At 44.5% G+C, this 18,561-nt stretch carries 18 protein-coding genes; 13 read left to right on the top strand and 5 right to left on the bottom strand.

What is annotated here, in order from left to right; all coding sequences use genetic code 11:
* The first annotated feature begins 165 nt into the window (after positions 1 to 165).
* Complete coding sequence (locus V7R35_RS06410) at positions 166 to 1,749, top strand: methyl-accepting chemotaxis protein (RefSeq protein ID WP_334013899.1); 1,584 nt, start codon at positions 166 to 168, stop codon at positions 1,747 to 1,749.
* A gap of 36 nt (positions 1,750 to 1,785) precedes the next feature.
* On the opposite strand, the gene V7R35_RS06405 is transcribed toward V7R35_RS06410, so the two are convergent.
* From V7R35_RS06405 to V7R35_RS06395, 3 genes are all read right to left on the bottom strand, one after another.
* A complete protein-coding gene (locus V7R35_RS06405; RefSeq protein ID WP_334013898.1) occupies positions 1,786 to 3,138 on the bottom strand; it encodes an ABC transporter permease in 1,353 nt (450 codons plus the stop codon).
* Complete coding sequence (locus V7R35_RS06400) at positions 3,135 to 3,884, bottom strand: ABC transporter ATP-binding protein (RefSeq protein ID WP_334014160.1); 750 nt, start codon at positions 3,882 to 3,884, stop codon at positions 3,135 to 3,137. The genes V7R35_RS06405 and V7R35_RS06400 overlap by 4 nt, the downstream gene beginning before the upstream one ends.
* Positions 3,885 to 4,199: 315 nt before the next feature.
* Positions 4,200 to 4,487, bottom strand: coding sequence for a YebG family protein (locus V7R35_RS06395; RefSeq protein WP_334013897.1), 288 nt, complete (start codon positions 4,485 to 4,487; stop codon positions 4,200 to 4,202).
* Positions 4,488 to 4,733: 246 nt separating this feature from the next.
* Here V7R35_RS06395 and rpsF point away from each other — a divergent pair, with 246 nt between their 5' ends.
* The 7 genes from rpsF to V7R35_RS06360 all read left to right on the top strand — a co-directional run bounded on the left by rpsF (position 4,734) and on the right by V7R35_RS06360 (position 12,226).
* Positions 4,734 to 5,135, top strand: a complete 402-nt coding sequence (gene rpsF / locus V7R35_RS06390) for a 30S ribosomal protein S6 (RefSeq protein ID WP_014951120.1) — start codon at positions 4,734 to 4,736, stop codon at positions 5,133 to 5,135.
* An 11-nt stretch (positions 5,136 to 5,146) separates the two neighbouring features.
* Positions 5,147 to 5,374, top strand: coding sequence for a 30S ribosomal protein S18 (gene rpsR / locus V7R35_RS06385; protein WP_012519954.1), 228 nt, complete (start codon positions 5,147 to 5,149; stop codon positions 5,372 to 5,374).
* A gap of 26 nt (positions 5,375 to 5,400) precedes the next feature.
* Entirely contained in the window at positions 5,401 to 5,853 is a 453-nt protein-coding gene (gene rplI, locus V7R35_RS06380; protein WP_334013896.1) for a 50S ribosomal protein L9, read from the top strand.
* Between the two features lie 334 nt (positions 5,854 to 6,187).
* The gene (locus V7R35_RS06375; protein WP_334013895.1) at positions 6,188 to 9,313 is read left to right on the top strand and encodes an efflux RND transporter permease subunit; all 3,126 of its coding nucleotides are present in this window, start codon (positions 6,188 to 6,190) and stop codon (positions 9,311 to 9,313) included.
* 12 nt (positions 9,314 to 9,325) lie between these two features.
* Positions 9,326 to 10,411, top strand: a complete 1,086-nt coding sequence (locus tag V7R35_RS06370) for an efflux RND transporter periplasmic adaptor subunit (RefSeq protein ID WP_334013894.1) — start codon at positions 9,326 to 9,328, stop codon at positions 10,409 to 10,411.
* Positions 10,412 to 10,614: 203 nt separating this feature from the next.
* On the top strand, positions 10,615 to 11,703 hold the full coding sequence (locus tag V7R35_RS06365; RefSeq protein ID WP_334013893.1) for an MBL fold metallo-hydrolase: 1,089 nt from the start codon (positions 10,615 to 10,617) through the stop codon (positions 11,701 to 11,703).
* A gap of 106 nt (positions 11,704 to 11,809) precedes the next feature.
* On the top strand, positions 11,810 to 12,226 hold the full coding sequence (locus tag V7R35_RS06360; RefSeq protein ID WP_334013892.1) for a hypothetical protein: 417 nt from the start codon (positions 11,810 to 11,812) through the stop codon (positions 12,224 to 12,226).
* Here V7R35_RS06360 and V7R35_RS06355 read toward each other — a convergent pair.
* Positions 12,198 to 12,836, bottom strand: a complete 639-nt coding sequence (locus tag V7R35_RS06355; protein WP_334013891.1) for an MOSC domain-containing protein — start codon at positions 12,834 to 12,836, stop codon at positions 12,198 to 12,200. The genes V7R35_RS06360 and V7R35_RS06355 overlap by 29 nt on opposite strands.
* A gap of 123 nt (positions 12,837 to 12,959) precedes the next feature.
* On the opposite strand from V7R35_RS06355, the gene V7R35_RS06350 reads away from it, so the two are divergent.
* The 5 genes from V7R35_RS06350 to dnaB all read left to right on the top strand — a co-directional run bounded on the left by V7R35_RS06350 (position 12,960) and on the right by dnaB (position 17,228).
* Positions 12,960 to 13,535: an RNA polymerase sigma factor gene (locus V7R35_RS06350; protein ID WP_334013890.1), complete on the top strand. Its 576-nt coding sequence runs from the start codon at positions 12,960 to 12,962 to the stop codon at positions 13,533 to 13,535.
* A complete protein-coding gene (locus tag V7R35_RS06345; protein ID WP_334013889.1) occupies positions 13,528 to 14,034 on the top strand; it encodes a hypothetical protein in 507 nt (168 codons plus the stop codon). The genes V7R35_RS06350 and V7R35_RS06345 overlap by 8 nt, the downstream gene beginning before the upstream one ends.
* Positions 14,035 to 14,047: 13 nt before the next feature.
* Complete coding sequence (locus V7R35_RS06340) at positions 14,048 to 15,034, top strand: DUF4097 family beta strand repeat-containing protein (protein WP_334013888.1); 987 nt, start codon at positions 14,048 to 14,050, stop codon at positions 15,032 to 15,034.
* Positions 15,035 to 15,224: 190 nt separating this feature from the next.
* On the top strand, positions 15,225 to 15,728 hold the full coding sequence (locus V7R35_RS06335) for a hypothetical protein (protein ID WP_334013887.1): 504 nt from the start codon (positions 15,225 to 15,227) through the stop codon (positions 15,726 to 15,728).
* Between the two features lie 114 nt (positions 15,729 to 15,842).
* Positions 15,843 to 17,228, top strand: coding sequence for a replicative DNA helicase (gene dnaB, locus V7R35_RS06330; protein ID WP_334013886.1), 1,386 nt, complete (start codon positions 15,843 to 15,845; stop codon positions 17,226 to 17,228).
* 74 nt (positions 17,229 to 17,302) lie between these two features.
* Here dnaB and V7R35_RS06325 read toward each other — a convergent pair whose 3' ends face one another.
* Positions 17,303 to 18,499, bottom strand: a complete 1,197-nt coding sequence (locus V7R35_RS06325) for an OmpA family protein (RefSeq protein ID WP_334013885.1) — start codon at positions 18,497 to 18,499, stop codon at positions 17,303 to 17,305.
* Positions 18,500 to 18,561: the final 62 nt, after the last annotated feature.

Raw genomic sequence — 18,561 nt, 5'->3', positions numbered from 1 at the left:
AGCAATAAACTAAAGTATAAAGTGCTTGATATAAGTCTCTGAAAAAATGTAATGTTTTCCAAATTTTCAATTCGACTAGACGTGGTCTAATTTTGTTCTAGTCTTAAATAAAAGAAAAAGTTCAGTTTTTACGGAACAGACTTCACTGGACGGAGAACGCATACAATGAGAAATAACCAGCCTGTTACTCAAAAAGAGTACAAATTTCCCTCTCACCATAGGCTTATTTCTTCAACAGACAAACGCGGTGTTATCAAACATTGCAATAAAGAGTTTATTGAAGCGAGTGGGTTCAGCCGCGAAGAGTTAATAGGTAAAAACCATAATCTTATTCGCCACCCAGATATGCCGGCGCCTGTTTTTAAAGAAATGTGGAGAACGTTGGAGTCGGGGCAATGTTGGCTTGGCCTTGTAAAAAACAGAAGGAAAAATGGCGACCATTATTGGGTATCTGCATTTGTAACACCTGTTTACGAAGGTACAACAATATCTGGCTACGAGTCGGTACGTGTACCGGCACTCCCTGACGAAATTGCACGCGCTTCTTCTATTTATGAAAGAATGCAGGCTGGAAAGTCGGCGATTGGTGCTACTAAGCGTTTCACGCAAACAGCTGGAAGAGTCTGGCCGTCTTTACTTATTGGCCTTTTACTTGCCATTGTAATGGGGGTAATGACAGGCCTGGTGCCTAGTTTAATAACGCTCGTTGCAATTGGTGTGTTAACGGTTGCGCAAGACATGAAAAACCGTAGTGAGTGGAACGAGCTATTAAATTTAAGCCCTGAGAGCTATCACAATGAGGTTGTAGCACAGTCTTATTTCCCCGATGCCCCGCACTTGGCACAGGCTAAACTTGCTATGGGGTGCGAGTTAGCACGAACGCGAACTGCATTAGCACGCATTAAAGACGCCTCTGATGGTTTAGAGCATATTTCTAGCACAACCCACGAACAGGCAGAAAACACCAGTGCAGCGGTAGTTCAACAAAATCAGGCTACGCAACAAATCGCATCAGCGGTTACGCAAATGAGCCAAGCTATTCAAGAGGTAGCTGAGCGTGTTGAAAGTAACGCTAAGAGTTCGCAAACGGCGGCTGAAAACGTAGATAGAGGTAACCAAAAAGCAGAAGAAGCCATGCAAGCCATTGTTTCTCTGCGCAAGGCGGTTGAGTCTATTTCTGAAACTGTTACTGAGCTGGCGCAGTCAACCAGTGATATCGGTGAAGCCGCTAACATCATCTCTACCATCGCGGAGCAAACCAATTTGTTGGCGCTTAACGCCGCCATTGAAGCTGCAAGAGCTGGAGAACAAGGACGTGGCTTTGCCGTGGTCGCAGATGAAGTGCGCACGCTAGCATCGAAAACACGTGAATCTACTGACAAAATACACAATATCATTACTGAACTGGCCGAGCGCTCAGATCGCGCAGTACGCGTGTCGACAGAAGGGCTAGCGTCAGCTGAGCACGGCAGCGCTATTGTTGAAGAAACACGTGGGGCATTACTTGAAATAAACAACGCTGTAAAAGGTATTGCAGACGCTACTGTTGAAATGTCGTCAGCTGTAGAGCAGCAGAGTACGGTGGCTGAGCACATCAACAAACAGCTTGTTGAAGTGGCAGATGGCGCGGCTGAAACTCAGCGTTCATCGGAAGCATCGCTAGCCGCTAGTGATGATTTACGCCAAACTGTTAATCAAGTACACGAGCTAATTACTCGTTTTAGCACTAATAGGCGGGTGGGCGAATAGCTCCACCGACTTGCTAATCGTCACCACTCTTATTTCCTATCTGCCAGATAACCCAGAGTGAAGGCCTCGTCTGTAGGCCGCTATTGCTGGGAATAACGATACCAGATACGTAGCAAGCAGCATCAGAGAAATAATAATGAGGCTGCTTTTACCCAATAGCGCGCCACTTAAGAATATTCCGTATTCGCTGCTTAACCATGGTTTGATTAGCGCCATTATTGCAACAACCAACCCTATGCTAAGTGCCGTGCTTATTGCTGCTAAAAGCATGGCTTCCAATTGAATAAGTAGCAGCAAGGTACCTGGACCTGCGCCAATAGAGCGCAACACGGCGATTTCTTGATATCGTTCTCGCATAGACGCTAGCAACATGGTGGATAGGCCAATAAGTGCACAGGCCACAATAAGTGCTGAAAGCCCAAGTAGAAGTGCCTCTATATTACCCATAATTTGCCAAAGTTCAGCCAGCGCCATTCCGGGAAGAATAGCCATTAGCGGCGTGGTTTTATTCTGGTTTATACGATATTGAAGCTGCAAAGCCGTTACGCGGTTTTTAAGCCCGATCATCACTACGGAAACCTGTTCTGGAGTAAAGGCATTAGCGTTGTAGTCTTCCAAGCTTTCTGTAGCATTTTCATGCTCATGCTCATGCTCATGCTCATGCTCATGCTCATGCTCATGCTCATGCTCGGATGCGGGGTTTTGTATTGCGCTTGGGCGGGTAATGCCTGTAGAAGCGCTGCCCTGTCCCTGATGTGGACTATGCGCTTCCTCAAGGCCTTCTAGTGTTACGTATACGGCTTTGTCTACGGGTGTCCCTGTTTTCTGCAATATGCCTGAAATTACAAAAGGGTGTTCATCGTGATTATTAAACGACACATTACCTAAGCCGTGGGAAATAATAATGCTATCACCTACTTCGTAGCCGAGGTCTGCGGCAATGTCGGCACCCACAACGGTAGCAAGTGGTGTATTGAACATTGCGCCGTTTTTAAAGGTTAGTGTTTGCTTATCACCGTACTTAAAGTGCGTAAAAAAAGCGTTTGTTGTGCCAACAACACGAAACCCTCTGTGGGTATCACCAAGAGAAAGTGGAATTATCCAATCTACTTGTCGATTATTTTTTAGCGCGGCTACGCTTTCCCATTCTATTCCTTTTGTTGGCGTCCCAATGTTGAACACTGAAGAAAGCAATAAGTTTAGCTGCCCGCTCGGCGCGCCAACAATTAGATCAACGCCTGATACCGTTCTGGTAAAACTGCTTTTCACTTGCGTTCTTATAATGTCTACAGAAATCAATAAGCTAATACTAATGGTGATACTAATAAGCGTAAGCAGCGCCGTACTGCGTCTACGTTTTAAACTCTCGAGCGCAATACTGCCTATCATGATAACGCTCCCATTGGCTTTGTATTGTTTGTGTCCGACAAGTCACTAATACTGCATGTAGTATCGAAGTGCGAGGCCATACCCATGTCGTGGCTTACAAAAATCATGGTGCTGTCTTTCGCAACGCTCTTAAGCAAAGTCATAAAGCTATCTCTTGCCGCGGTATCTAATGCCGATGTGGGTTCATCAACTATCAATAGCTCGGGGCTATTAATTAGTGCTCTAGCAATAGCAACTCGCTGTTGTTGACCTATGCTCAGTGCATCAGCTTTTTGTTTTAATACCGATGTTGGAAGACGAAGCGCATCAATCAGTGTAAGCATGCGTTCGTACACTTCGGTACTAGATGCGCCTTTTTTAGCGAAATACACCGCTGCTTTAATATTTTGCTCAACCGATAAGTACGGAATAAGGTTAAATTGTTGGAACACCACACCGATATGCTGTGCACGAAATTTATCTCGCTGACGTGGTGATAGTGAAGAGAAAGGTTTGTCTAGCAATGTGATGTTACCGCTAGTAGGTTTTAACGTACCACTTAGAAGGTTCAGCAGGGTACTTTTACCACTGCCAGAAGGGCCCGATAAAAATACATGTTGATTGCTAGGCACTTTCCATTTAGGTATAGAAAGTATGGGCGGGCTACCTTTAGTATAACTGAACGTTAGTGTATCAATGTTTACCGCTAACGCTGGCGCTTTTTCATCTGTTTTGCTATTCGACACGTCTGCCCCTACCAAATTCATCACGCTTTTCATTCGTGTAGACCAAACAAAGTCTCCTATAAGACTTTCGATTAGCCATAACGTGTGCAACTCAACACTAAGATCAGCGCTTTGCTGATATCGACGTCGTTATGTTATCAAATAACTAATTGGAGCGGCATCTTATTTAAAAGTGACGTTTTATTTTGAGAAGATACTGTTTGAATTGACGCTAGTGAAAACTGATTTCTAACATGTGTGAGATTAGTGAAGGCAATTGAAACACACTGTGGCGCTAATAGCGGGTTTTCGTGTGTTTCAACTTACTATTTTAGCCATGAGTCGGCGCTTATTGTGTTAGCCGTTGGCTTGAAGCTTTACCACTTCCGCGCTTTCGTCTTCTAGCACGCTATCTGCAGTTGCGCCTTTAAATATTTTGCTTATTTTGTCTTTATTTTTCGACAACATAATAGTGAGTTCCTCTACTACATTATCTTCAAGCTTAATGCCTTTAGCATTGATGTACTCGGCCAAGTTGTCTGCTGCGTCTAGCATTTTGTCGTATTGATCGGCTTCTTTTTTGTCGGTAGTTACCAATTTTTCTACCCCTTTGTGTGTAACAACGTACTGTGTAGTAATGGCCATGGTAGGTCCCCTGTTTTTTAAAGACACAAAAACTGTACAACAAAATGCTGTACAAATAAACAGTATTTTGCATTGTATTGTTAAATTTATTTACTGTGTGCAGCATTGGCGCTGTTTTTAAGGTGATTAATGCTTGTGCAATTTACAACTGCTGCGTATAATGCGCGCCCTTACAGCCATCCCAATTCGTTCCTTGTCTCCATACAGTCGGCTGTACTGTCGAGGCTACAACCGTAAGGAGCTATAATGCGTCATTACGAAATCGTATTTATGGTTCACCCTGATCAGAGTGAACAAGTACCTGGTATGATCGAGCGTTATACCACAATCCTAAAGCAAGACGGTGGTCAGATTCATCGTTTAGAAGATTGGGGCCGTCGTCAACTGGCTTACCCAATTGAAAAGCTGCACAAAGCCCACTACGTACTAATCAATGCTGAAGCATCTGCAGAAGCTGTTGATGAGCTGGAAAATGCTTTCCGTTTCAACGACGTGATCCTACGTAACATGGTTATGCGCACTAAGACTGCTGTGACTGAGCCTTCTCCAATGATGAAAGAAGAGCCTCGTCGTGAGCGTCGTGACGATTCTGCTCCTCGCCAAGACCGCGCGGAAAAGAAAACTGAAACCACTGAAGACAACGCTTAAGGAGATCACCCATGGCTCGTTTTTTCAGACGTCGTAAGTTCTGCCGTTTCACTGCAGAAGGTGTGACTGAGATTGATTACAAAGATATCGCTACTCTTAAGAACTACATCACTGAGAGCGGTAAAATTGTCCCTAGCCGTATTACTGGTACAAGCGCAAAATATCAGCGTCAGCTGTCTTCTGCGATTAAGCGCGCACGTTTCCTTGCGTTGCTTCCGTACACTGATTCACACAAGTAATTTGGCGAAAATAAGGGTTAGCTAAGATGAATATCATCCTACTAGATAAAATCGCCAACCTTGGCGGCCTGGGCGACCAAGTGACTGTTAAGTCTGGTTACGCTCGTAACTTCCTTTTCCCACAGGGTAAAGCGGTTCCTGCAACTAAAGGCAACGTAGAAAAGTTTGAAGCACGTCGTGCTGAACTTGAAGCGAAAATTGCTGAGCAACTAGATGCTGCAAATGCACGCGCTGAAAAAGTTGCTGAGCTTGCTGAAGTTACTATCGCAGCTCCTGCTGGTGACGAAGGTAAACTATTTGGCTCTGTTGGCACACGTGACATCGCTGATGCAATTACTGCAGCTGGCGTTGAAGTTGCTAAAGCAGAAGTTAAACTACCTACTGGTACACTTCGTGAAACTGGTGAGTATGACATCGACTTACAACTTCACTCTGACGTTATCACTTCAATCAAAGTGATCATCATTGCTGAAGCGTAAGCGCTGACGTATTTGAAAAAAGCCGCTCTTTTGAGCGGCTTTTTTTGTGCCTGAAGAAAACTTCTGTATTCTCTATTCATGAAACCTACTCAAGAAACCCATTTAAGAAATCTATTCAAAAAACCTTGCCTCTGTATTTGTAATCATTTGTGTCATTTTCCGATAAATAACCTGTTTTATCCGTTCAATTATCTGCGATAAATAGCGGTTCTTAGACCAAATATTAAATAAATGTTAATAGTCGCTAAAAATCTAATTGTCGCGGCTTTAAACTTTTTCTGTCACTTGTGCGACCTATAGTAAACCCGACAATAAAAAGCATAAGTGCATCCTGATGGACATTACAAAGTTAGCAATTAAGAACGCGACGGGCGTAGGCATAGGAATAACCCTTTTGGTGTTTCTAGGGCTCTATAGTTTATTAAATTTGCCCGTTCAGCTATTCCCAGACATAGAACGTCCTAACATCAATATTCAGACGTCGTGGCGTGCAGCATCACCGCTAGAAATTGAATCGGAAATTATTGAGCCACAGGAAGAGGTGCTGCAGGGTATTCCGGGTTTAGAGTCTATGAGAACTTGGTCAAATCAAGGTAATGCTTGGATTAACTTGGAATTCGGTTTGGGTACCGACATGCAGAAAACGCTAATTGAAGTCATTAGCCGCATGAATCGCGTACCACCGCTTCCTCGAGATGCACTTTCTCCGAATATTATGTTGGCGGGCAGCGGCGGCGATGCGCCAGCGTTAACCTATTTTTTCTTACAGCGGTTACCCGGTAACCCGAATGAAATTAACTCATACGTGACGTACTTTACCGATGTCATTAAACCACAATTAGAGAGTATTCCAGGTGTTGCTCGCGCAAGAATGGAAAGCGGTGTGGGCGGTGTTGAGGAGTTTCAAATTATTTTCGACCCCTTTAAGGCTGCTCAGCTTGGTATCGATTTAACGGCTGTTGCTAATGAACTCGGGCGAGCAAATGACGTCTCTGGCGGCTTTGTAGATGTTGGTCGTCGTCGCTACACGTTGCGCTTTGAGGGGCGCTATCAGCCTACGCAAATGGGCGAGATGATCCTTGAATGGCGAGATGGAAGCCCTATCAGGCTCAACGACATAGCAGATATTAAGATAACTAGGGCTGACGGCGCTAACGCTAGCGTGCAAAACGGTAACCCAGCCATTTCAATTCGTGTAGACAGACAAAACGACGCTAATGTGCTTGCAACATTGGAGGCGGTTAAAGACAGAGTTGCCCAAATAAACGCGAACGACTTAGCACCTCAACAATTGGTGATGGTACAAAGCTTCGATGCGTCGGTATTCATTTACAGAGCAGTACAGTTGGTCACAAGCAACCTGTTTATTGGCGTGCTATTGGCCATAGGAATTCTGTGGGCATTCATGCGACAGCTTCGCGCCACACTCATCGTGGCATTAGCCATTCCCATTTCTTTGTTAAGCACCTTTGTTGTTCTACAAATTACAGGGCGCTCACTTAACATTATTTCTCTTGCTGGTTTAGCCTTCGCGGTAGGCATGGTGCTAGATGCGGCGATAGTAGTGCTTGAAAATATAGTACGAACTCGCAAAAGTGTGGCAAGCGATGAAGAGAGCGCATATAAGAGCACAAAAGAAGTGTTTGGCGCGCTAATGGCGTCAACGGCGACAACCGTAGCTATATTCATACCCGTGATGTTTCTAGAAGATGTAGAAGGTCAGCTTTTTGCAGACTTAGCGTTAACCATTGCCATCGCGGTGTGTATGTCGCTTGTTGTTGCCGTTACTGTGCTACCTGTTGTGGCATCTCGTTATTTGAAGGGCGAGATGCCAGAAGATAGCCTGCAACGGCTGTGGGCAAAAATCACCGGCAATATAATGCGACTTTCTGCCACGCAGACCCGTCGAATAATACTGGTGCTGACGCTTATGGGAGTGCCTGTGGCTGGCAGCGTAATGCTTATGCCGTCAATGGATTACTTACCGCCTGTGAAGCGTGATGCTGTTGACGCTTTCTTAAGTTTGCCGGCAGGTGCGAGCGAGAACTTCATCTCTGAGGAAGTTATTCCTGTTGTTGTCGAACGCCTTAAACCCTACATGGACGGTGACAAGCAACCTGCGCTTAAGAATTACTACATTATTACCTGGCCTAATGGCGGCACGCTTGGTGTAAGAGCCAAGGACCAGTCGAAGGTGAAAGAACTTGAAGCTATCGTTCGCGACGAGATTTTAAAAGACCTTCCCGATACACAAGCATTTGCTCAGCAAGGAAACCTTTTCGGTGGCTTTGGAAATGGTCGTTCTATCGACATTCACTTGCAGGGCATAGACCAAGAGATGCTGGGCGTGGCCGCACAAGCCGGACTAGATAAACTACGGGAAGTTTTTCCAAATGCTAACGCCAGAGCAAACCCATCACTAGAACAAGCCGAACCCGAGCTTCGTTTTTATCCCAATGACGCACGTATGATGGAAGTTGGCCTTAATCGAGGTGCTATGGGCAGTCTTGTGCGCGCTATGGGCGATGGCATGTACGTAGGCGAATACTTCGACGGCGTTAAACGTATGAACATTATCTTTCGCTCAGAGCCTTGGGCTACGCCGGAAGAGGTAAATAGCACGCCTTTAATGACACCGGTTGGCGAAGTCGTTCAATTAGGTGAACTGGTTGAAATTCAGCGTGCAGTAGGGCCAAGTCGGATTCAGCGTATTGATGGTCGTCGTACATTAACCGTAAACGTGAATCCACCAGAGGGCATGAGTTTAGAAGATGCAGTGGCGGTTATTAAGTCGGAAGTAGAGCCTGCCATTATGGCAATGATGCCGGTAGACGGGTCTATTACCTATGGTGGCAGTGCAGATAGTCTAAAAGGCGCTATTGCTTCTATGGCTTATAACTTTATGTTCGCTATGGTTTTACTACTGTTGCTAATGGCAGGTTTGTTTAAGTCGCTGAAAGACAGTGTGTTAGTGGTGTTGTCTATTCCACTAGCGACAATTGGTGGCGTGCTAGCTATTCGAATTATGAATGTATTCACCTTCCAGCCCATGGACTTGCTGACCATGATTGGCTTCATTATTTTGCTAGGGCTAGTGGTGAATAATGCCATTTTGCTTGTGCATCAAACACGCTTGGGTGAACACGCTGGGCTAACGCGAGATGAAGCGGTGGAACAAGCAGTTTTACTTCGTCTTCGTCCTATTTTTATGAGTACGTTTACCTCTATCTTCGGCATGCTTCCTTTACTGTTATTGCCTGGTGCTGGAAGTGTCATTTATCGCGGTTTAGCCGCAGTAATTGTTGGTGGAATGACCGTAAGTACTGTTTTCACTCTTCTTTTATTACCCACGTTATTACGAATGAAAATGCCTGAAAAAGCGCGTATATCTCAAGTCGACAATGCGGCTGGAAGTACTTATCAGGCAGTCAAACTCAATAAACACAGCGATCATTTATAAGGAATATCTCTCATGAAAGCATTAATAAAAGCAGCCATATTCGGCTTATGCACTGGGAGTGCGTTGGTGGCTTCTAGTACTGTCGCAGCGCAAGAAAACACGCCAGCAGTAGTGCTGGTGCAGGTAGATGAAGCTAAGGAACAAGCTATATCGCAGTTAACATGGGTGCCGGGCACTATCTTAAGTCAAACCGATGCAAACTTAGCATCGGAAGTAGATGGTCGCATTACATGGATGGCAAACGTTGGTGATGTGATTGAAGCGGGGCAGCCGCTAGCAACGTTAGACGATACACGTTTGACTATTACGCTAAATCAAAATAAGTCCGATATTGCACAGTGGCAGTCTCAGGTGTCGTTATTTGAAACACGATTATCGCGTTTTAAAAACCTACAGGCGAACAATAATCTCTCACGCGGAGAACTTGATACGGTTTACGCCGACTTAGAAAACGCCAAACAAGAACTTGCAAAGGCAGAGCTTGATTTAGCCTTTACGCAATATCAAATCGATCAGAGTCAAATTAAAGTACCTTACACAGCGCTTGTTGTAGAACGATTAAAAGCACCCGGAGAATATACAGGCGTAGGGCAAGATTTAATAAGGGTTGTTAATCCAGAGAATATCGAAGTACAGGTACGCGCACCATTAACCGTACTTCCGTTTATAAAGCGTGGGATGCCCGTTAATGTGCACAGCAAAACGCATCAAGTTGAAGAATCGATAAGGGCTATTGTGCCTGTTGGTAATACCAACTCTAGGATGATGGAGCTTCGCATTGCCATAAAGTCTGGCGACTTTCCTATTGGTAGCGCGGTAAGAGTAGCTTTACCTAGCAGCGACACCCACAACGGCGTAACCATTCCGCGAGACGCGCTTGTGCTAAGAAAAACGGGCACCTTTATTTATCAGCTAAATGATAACAACGAAGCACAGCAAATTAAGGTGCGCACAGGCGTTGGTTTAGGCGAGCGTATTGAAGTGTTCGGTGATGTGAACCCACTACAGTATGTTGTTGTAAGAGGCGCAGAGAGATTGCGTGCTGGCCAAAAGGTACGATTCGAAGAGACTGGTACAACATTAACGGCAAAAAATTAATATTTTCTTACGTTTAGCGGTAACAAGAGCCAACCCGAAATAGAAAATTTGCGGTAAAGTAGCCAACGTAGATAGTAGTGGGTGAAATAATGCAATTCTTCTTCGGTAAAGTTCTTGTCAATAGAAAGCTCGTCAATAAAAAGCGCGTCATCAAAAAGCACGTGATCAATAAGCGCATAAGCAACAATAAAAAAGGTTTATCTGTGAAATACCTATGCCTATGTGCTGCTGCGCTTTTAGTAAGCCTTGGTTGTTCAACTACCAACACGGTTAACCGTGTTTCATCAGAGTCTTCACAAGTTAGATATAGCGAGCATGAGGGGTACGAAGATAGATTTCGCAACCTGTATGACGACGTTAAAAATTATCCCGTTACCTGCACTGATAATTGTTACCCACCTCACGAGGACATTAAGTGCCAAAGCAGCATGCAGGATTGCCAGTATGTGGGGAAGCGCCCTAAGGTTCAGTTAAATACGGGCTTCGACATTACCTGGCTAGGGCATGCTACATTCGTGATAAAAACGCCCGACAACAAGCAAATTCTTGTAGATCCTGTTTTTGGGCAGTTCGACTGGCCAGTAAACTGGGGGTTTCGCTTGGCCGAAGGGTTTAATAGAAACCTACCTGCTACCTTAAGCCAGCGGGATATTATGCAAACAGATGCTGTTTTGTATTCCCATATTCACTACGACCATTTCAATAAAAACGATATTGAAACAATTGGCAACAACACCGAGTATTTAGTACCGCTAGGCTTTGCTGAACACTTCCCAAATAATGGCTACAGCATAAACGAAATGCCGTGGTATGCGTCTTACGCGCTTGCCGATACACAAATACATTTTGTGCCAGCCCATCATTTTAGTAATCGTATTTGGGTGCCTTACTTGTACGAGGATAACAACGCCTCGCTGTGGGGAGGATGGTTAATAGAACACGATGGTAAACGTGTTTATTTTGCTGGAGACACCGGGTATTCAGCGCATTTTAAAGCCATAAATGAACGCTACGGCAACATTGATATTTGTTTGCTGCCAATTGCGTCCTATCACAGCGAAGAGTCTCCTAGGTGGTACAGAAAAGTGCACACTACGCCAGAAGATGCCATTGTGGCGTCTAATGAACTAGGGTGTAAGGTTGTTATCCCCTGGGGCTTTGGAAACGCGACTTGGCGTATGGGCGATAAAACATCACACTCAGCCCTTTTTCGTCTTTTGCACATGAAACAGCAACTTAATGCATCAATGCCTTGGGTAGTATTAAATGAAGGTGAGAGCGCTTCATTTTAAAATTACCTTCAAACAAGCGTTTAAACATTCACTTGCACTTACGGGCTGCCATGACTAATATTTGAACATCAAACGCCCTTTGGTGAAGTTTTTTCAGGGACGAAAAATGTTTAAATCTAGAATAGCTTCTTTTTCTGGCTTGGTTATCGCCTTTCTAATGTATATTGGCGTGTGCGGCTATTTGTTAAAGCAAGAGCCCGCGCCAACGCTACCTGCCTATAAGTCTTGTGAGGAAAGCTGCACTACAAGCATTGAGTTTTATGTTCCTGAAGCTGCAAAAAGAATGACGCTTGCCCGCGAACTTGACGATATTTTTGAGAGCTATACCGCGAAAGAAGTGGGCTATTTCGTTTACTGGAATGGCGACGTATGCGAGCTACGACTATATGCTAACTCACCGAACGCGCTACTCTCACTCACTTCAAAATTAGAAGCGCAAGTAGCGCCATTCATTGAGAATAGAACCCATCACATAATAGAGGTTTTTGACGGTATTACCTACTCGCTACTTTCTCGCATTTAGTGCGCCATTCATCGTCCAATACAGACAATGAAGCAAGTTTAGCAGCCAGCGCTTTATCGGTTTTTAAATGTGTGCACTGCATTAGCGTATGTACGTTTACCGAGTTCTCTTGACGTTTAAGTAACGTCACGGAATCTCCAACATGAATTACGCCGGTTTTAAGTACGCGGTAGTACCAGCCTGTTATCCCGCGTTCGCCTACGAACCTATCCAAATTCTTTATTTCAAAGCGTTGAGATATTTTACTGCATGGTGCTCGGGGGGCACTCACTTGAAGTTCAACCTCTCCAAATTGCCAAATGTCGCCAATAAATACTGTTGAATCATCCATGCCTTCAACGCTGATATTTTCTCCAATGCTGCCCTTTTCAAAAGCACCGTCGGGAAAATGTTTTGCCAGTGTCAGATAGTTTATAGGGGCAAATTGATGCAGTACCTTTTCTGGGCCACCGTGTAGCTTTTTGTTGGCTTGTACATCTTCATTGGTACCGTCGATATTGACAGTTAAGGTGTTAACCGGGCTTTTAACTATACTGCTTGGTGCACCTCTAGGCCCTAATGGCTGTGGCTTTCCAGCAAATAAAGCATCAACAGTGAAGGTGGTTGGCATGGTTTCTCCAAAAAAATATTTTGTTTATTTAAACCTTTCTACTATAGGGTACGACTAACTCTATAACACTAACAAGTGCGATGCTTAAAAAGCAGAAAAGTACGTAAAGAATATGAGAAGACAATGGAACACACCCAACAACGTGTAGTTCACGCCAATGTGGTGTTTGGTAAGCAAGACGAAGATCACTGGATATCGGAAGCAAAGCGAGGCAGTAAACATGCATTTCGCCAACTGTACGATATGCATATTGGTCGTGTTTATGCTTTGTGTTACCGACTCACTGGCGAAAAAGGCATGGCAGAGGATGCGGCTCAAGAAGTGTTTATTCAGCTTTGGCGAAAGCTGGATAACTTTGAAGGGCAAAGCCAATTCTCAACGTGGCTTCACAGTGTAACGGCGAATATTACGATTTCTTACATTCGAAAGCAGAAAGGTTGGGTGCAGCGGATGTTCAATTTAGAGTCCAGCGGTATTCACGATATGGCGGCAGAATCGCAGAGTACTGATATAGATTTAGAAGCCATGGTTGTGAGGCTTCCCGAGCGAGCAAGAATGGTATTTGTACTGCACGCCATAGAGGGCTATCGGCATGAAGACATTGCATCCATGCTCGATATGGCAGTGGGCTCAAGCAAAGCACAGTTCTTTCGTGCAAAGCAATTGTTAAAAGATTACATGGGGTATGGCGATGAGTAATTTCGATGAACAGCTATCTCAACAACTCAGCAGCCTTGCAAAAGAGAAGCAGCCTGAGCGAGATTTATTTCGTGGCGTAGAGCTTGGTATTGAAGCACAGCGTAATGGCGAAGAGAAACAAAACAGTAATGGTGTAACGAATAATCAATGGCTGGCCATTGCTGCTAGCGTATGTTTAGTTACTGTTATTTGGCTGTCTGCGCCGTTGGCATTTAAAACCGAGAACACACAGGCCGATACCTATGCATTGATAGAGGCGCTAAGTACGCAACAACAGCAGCAAGTTAATAGCTTATTGGCTAGCTATGAAAGTACGCCGGCCTTAACACAAGACTGGCAACAACAATTGAAAGAATTAGACGATGCAGCAGATGCCGTTAAGTTAGCGTTGAAGGAAGATCCTGACAATTCCGCATTAATTAAAATGTTGCACCATGTATATCAACAGCAAATTGCCTTAATTGAGCGAGTGCACGCGCCAAAGTGGCAGCAAATTTAAAAAGGGTATGATGATGAAATCAATATTAAAGACAACACTTTCTCAAAATGTAGCAAAAGCATTTGGCGTAACGCTGCTACTTACCATTGCCGCCAATGTTTACGCGGGCGAGATGGTAGATAAAACCATAGATACATCTAGTTCGCCGAAGGTAGACATTGAGCACGTTAACGGCAAGGCAGAAATACGTGTATGGGACAAATCGCAGGTTCGTGTAACTGGAGAGTTAGGTGAACGAACAGAAGAGTTTATCTTTGAGCAGCGCGGTGATGTGGTAGTTATTCATGTCGAAGTAGAGCGCAGCAGCCAAAGTTGGTACAAGAAAGTGAAAGACGGTGACGACCTTACCATTTATGTGCCTGCGTCAAGCGACTTACATTACACTGCGGTAAATGCAGATGTTAAAGCAAGTGGCATTACTCGTGCAGTTGATGTTGAAGTAGTTAACGGTGACGTAATGCTTCAAGACATTGCAGAGCGTGTTGAAGTGGAGTCGGTTAACGGTGATATAGAACTTAAAAACGTTCGCGGACGATTGGAAGTTGAAAGCGTTAATGGCGATTTAGATGTTGAGCATACTGGAAGCGAGTCGGTGTCGTTTACCTCGGTTAACGGTAAGGTTGAAGTAAAGACTAATAGCCCAGACGTAACGGTTGAAACGGTGAACGGTCGCATCGATTTAGCACTTGGTGATGTGGACTCATTGGATATTGATACCGTAAACGGCCGCACGTTTGCTAGTTTATCGATAAATGCTAATGGACGCGTAAACGCTAATTCAGTGGGCGGCGCAATGGAGTTTCAATTCCAGCCTAATGTGTCTGCACAGTTTGATATTGGTGCGCATGCTGGTGGTAATATAATAAATAAAATCAGTGATGTGCAAGCTAAAAAGCCTAAGTATGGTCCAAGCCGTTCGCTTCGCTTTATCAATAACGGCGGTGCGGCTGATGTAGAAATCTCAACCGTGCACGGACGAATTGTTCTAGACCAAAAGTGAATAAGTAAGCATAATTACAATCGCTAAAATGAGTTGAAATGATAAGTTTTGTCCATATTTATTAATTAACTGGCAAAAGGCTGTATCAGTGCAGCCTTTTTTGTGTTTAGACGATAGCTTTTAATGGTAAATGTGTACTGCTCATAGTTGCCGATGTCGTTTTTAAAAAGTCATCACACGGGAGAACGAGTTGAATATTATTGGGCACTTAAAGCGCTTTTGGCGATTTCATAGCTTGGTACTAGGTGCATTAAGCATTTCTGCGCTTACGCTGGGTTGTGCAATACATGAACCCGCGTATTACGAAGGTACTTGGGTAGTGACTGCAGCGCATACATCAGCTGACAACGCTAAAAATACGGTGCAGCTGCGCACAGCTCAGCCAAGTGTGGCCCAACCAAATGAGTTTCTTGGTAGCTCGGTGGTTTATTCGTCTGTATCGGCGCGATTAGACCAATATCTATGTGAAGCACCAACGTACACCGAGCGCACAATAGCGCCATCGGCAATTGAACTAGACTACAAGGTTTCCTATGCGTCGTTAGGCTTCTCAAATGATAACATCAGTTTAGTAGAGCTATCATGTAAAAACGATGGCATTTCAATTGGTTCACAGCTTTTGTATCAAGAAAATACATTAGCTTATACACACGTTGACGGTACCTTCTTAAAACTTGAAAAAGCCGTATTTTAGCATTAGTTCGAATTTCCTGTTTTTACCCTAATTCCTTAGTTCCCGTATTGAGGGAAGAGCTCGAAAAGCGCATAATATCCAACTGACTTTTGTTCGACGTTATAAGGTTGTATTGTGGCTTCTGCTCCTAAAAGCGATAAGAATGTAGAAAAATTGAAGGTTCCACCTCATAGTATCGAGGCGGAGCAATCTGTTTTAGGAAGCATGCTCATCGACCCCGAAAGTTGGGATAAAGTTGCCGAACTTGTTTCCGACAATGACTTTTATAATCGCTCTCACCAAATTATCTTCCGTGCAATAACCCGTTTGCTTAATAGCAGTCAGCCTATCGACCTTATTACCGTGTCGGAAGAGCTGGAAAAACACGACGAGTTAGACGACGCAGGTGGTTTTGCCTACTTAGGTGAACTTGCCAAAAATACCCCGAGCTCTGCGAACGTTGTATCGTACGCTCAAATCATCAGTGAGCGTGCGATTACACGAGAACTGATTGGCGTTGCGCACGAGATTGCCGAAGTGGGTTATAACCCCGAAGGAAGAGATAGCGCCGATATCCTTGATTTAGCTGAGAGTAAAGTATTCGAGATTGCCGAACGCAGAACAGGCGAAAACGAAGGCCCTCGCGACGTTGAGTCTATTCTTGGCAAAACCATAGACCGCTTGGAAGAGTTGGTGAAAACCAATAAAGACGTAACCGGTGTTACGTCGGGTTTTACTGACCTTGATAAAATGACCAGTGGTCTTCAGCCTTCAGACCTTATTATTGTGGCGGCACGTCCTTCAATGGGTAAAACCACGTTTGCCATGAACTTGGTTGAAAACGCAATGCTAGCGGAAGACAAGCCGGTATTGGTATTTAGCTTGGAGATGCCGTCAGAACAAATCATGATGCGTATGCTTGCATCACTAAGCCGTGTTGATCAAACCAAAATTCGTACTGCGCAGCTAGATGATGAAGATTGGGCACGTATTTCAAACACCATGGCGATGTTAAAAGACAAAGATTGCTTGTTTGTTGATGACTCATCGGGGTTGACCCCAATGGACGTTCGAAGCCGAGCGAGGAAGCTGGCTAGAGAACGTGGCGGTATTAGTCTTATCATGGTGGATTATCTTCAATTAATGCGCGTACCGTCGTTAAGTGATAACCGTACATTAGAAATCGCTGAAATCTCGCGTTCACTAAAAGCGTTGGCGAAAGAGTTAGAAGTGCCAGTAGTGGCGCTTTCTCAGCTTAACCGTACGCTAGAGCAGCGTGCTGATAAACGTCCGGTTAACTCAGACCTTCGTGAATCAGGGTCAATCGAGCAGGATGCCGACCTTATCATGTTTATCTATCGCGACGAGGTTTATCACGAAAACAGTGAATATAAAGGCATTGCAGAAATTATTATCGGTAAGCAGCGTAATGGCCCTATCGGTACTTGCCGCTTAACATTCCAAGGGCAATTCTCGCGTTTCGACAACTACGCTGGTCCAGCTATCGCTGATGAATATTAAGCTAGTTGTAAAAGCCTATTAATAGAGACAAAAAAGGCGCCTGATGGCGCCTTTTCTTTAGCTAGTTAGCTGAATTATTTTTCTTCAGCTACTTTCACAGTACCTTTAACCGTTACAGAGATACGACGGTTAATACGGTGTGCTTCAGCGTTGCTTGCCGAATCAAGAAGTTGTGTTTCACCGTAACCAATCGTTTCAAGGCGTGAGCTGTCGATACCGTACATATCAACCATTACTTCTTTAAAGTTAGCTGCACGACGCTCTGAAAGATCCATGTTGTACGACTCTGCACCTGGCGCAGAAGTGTGACCTTCGATCACTGCTGTGGTAGATGGATACTGCTTCATGAATTCTGCGAATTCTGAAATTTCAGGATCCTTAGGCATTTTAACTACAGCACTTTCGTTGTCGAAAAGAACGCGCAGCGTGATTTCTACCGTTTCTTCATCAAACAATGTACAACCTTTAGCGTCTACTTTAACGCCTGCAGGTGTGTCAGGGCACATGTCTTTGCTGTCTACTACGCCATCTTTATCAGCGTCTTTAATAGCACAGCCTGTAGAATCTACTTTTGTACCCGCCGGTGTATTAGGGCATTGGTCAGCGCTATTCATTACGCCGTCGTTGTCGTTGTCAACGTTACAACCCATTGCATCTACGCGAACGCCAGCTGGTGTCATAGGGCACTGGTCTTTACCATCTACAACGCCGTCGTTGTCGCTGTCTACTGGCGCAGCAGGTGTGCTTTTGCCAAATGGAACAGCAAATCCTAGTTTTAAGCTGTAGTCGTTGTAGTCATCACCGAAATCATGATAAGTCGCAATTTCCGTAATTACTTTCACAGAATCTGCAAGGTCCCAGTGTTTACCAATACCCATGTTACCTAGCGTAGTTGAAACACCAGCAGATTGACGTTTTACACCACCGAAAACATACCATGCATCGTTTGGCGCGAAGTATAATGCATCAACACCAACTAGAGCGCCGTTCTCTTCGCCGCCAGATACAGTATCTAGACCAAGCGCAGTGTACTCTAGACGTGCTGCCCAGCTTTGTGTGAAGCGAAAGCCATATTCAAAAGAAACACCGCGACCATCGTCATAGGTGCCGTTTGGTGTAAGTGATGCTGGACGAGCAGAATCAGTGTTGTAGTACATGCCAGACATACCAAACCAGTGCTTGTATTCAGGTTCAGCTGATTCTTGTGCAAGAGCGTGTGTAGAGGTAAGCATTGCAATTGATAGCGCTGCCAATTTAAAGTGCTGTTTCATAGTCACATCCTGTTTAACGTTGAGTGATTATCAATTTTGATAATTTTTTATGTTGTGTTTAG

The sequence above is a fragment of the Alteromonas sp. S167 genome, assembly GCF_036864375.1.
Taxonomy (GTDB): Bacteria; Pseudomonadota; Gammaproteobacteria; order Enterobacterales; family Alteromonadaceae; genus Alteromonas.
Note: the sequence above shows the minus strand (reverse complement) of the source record. Positions and strands in the feature narration are given on the sequence as shown.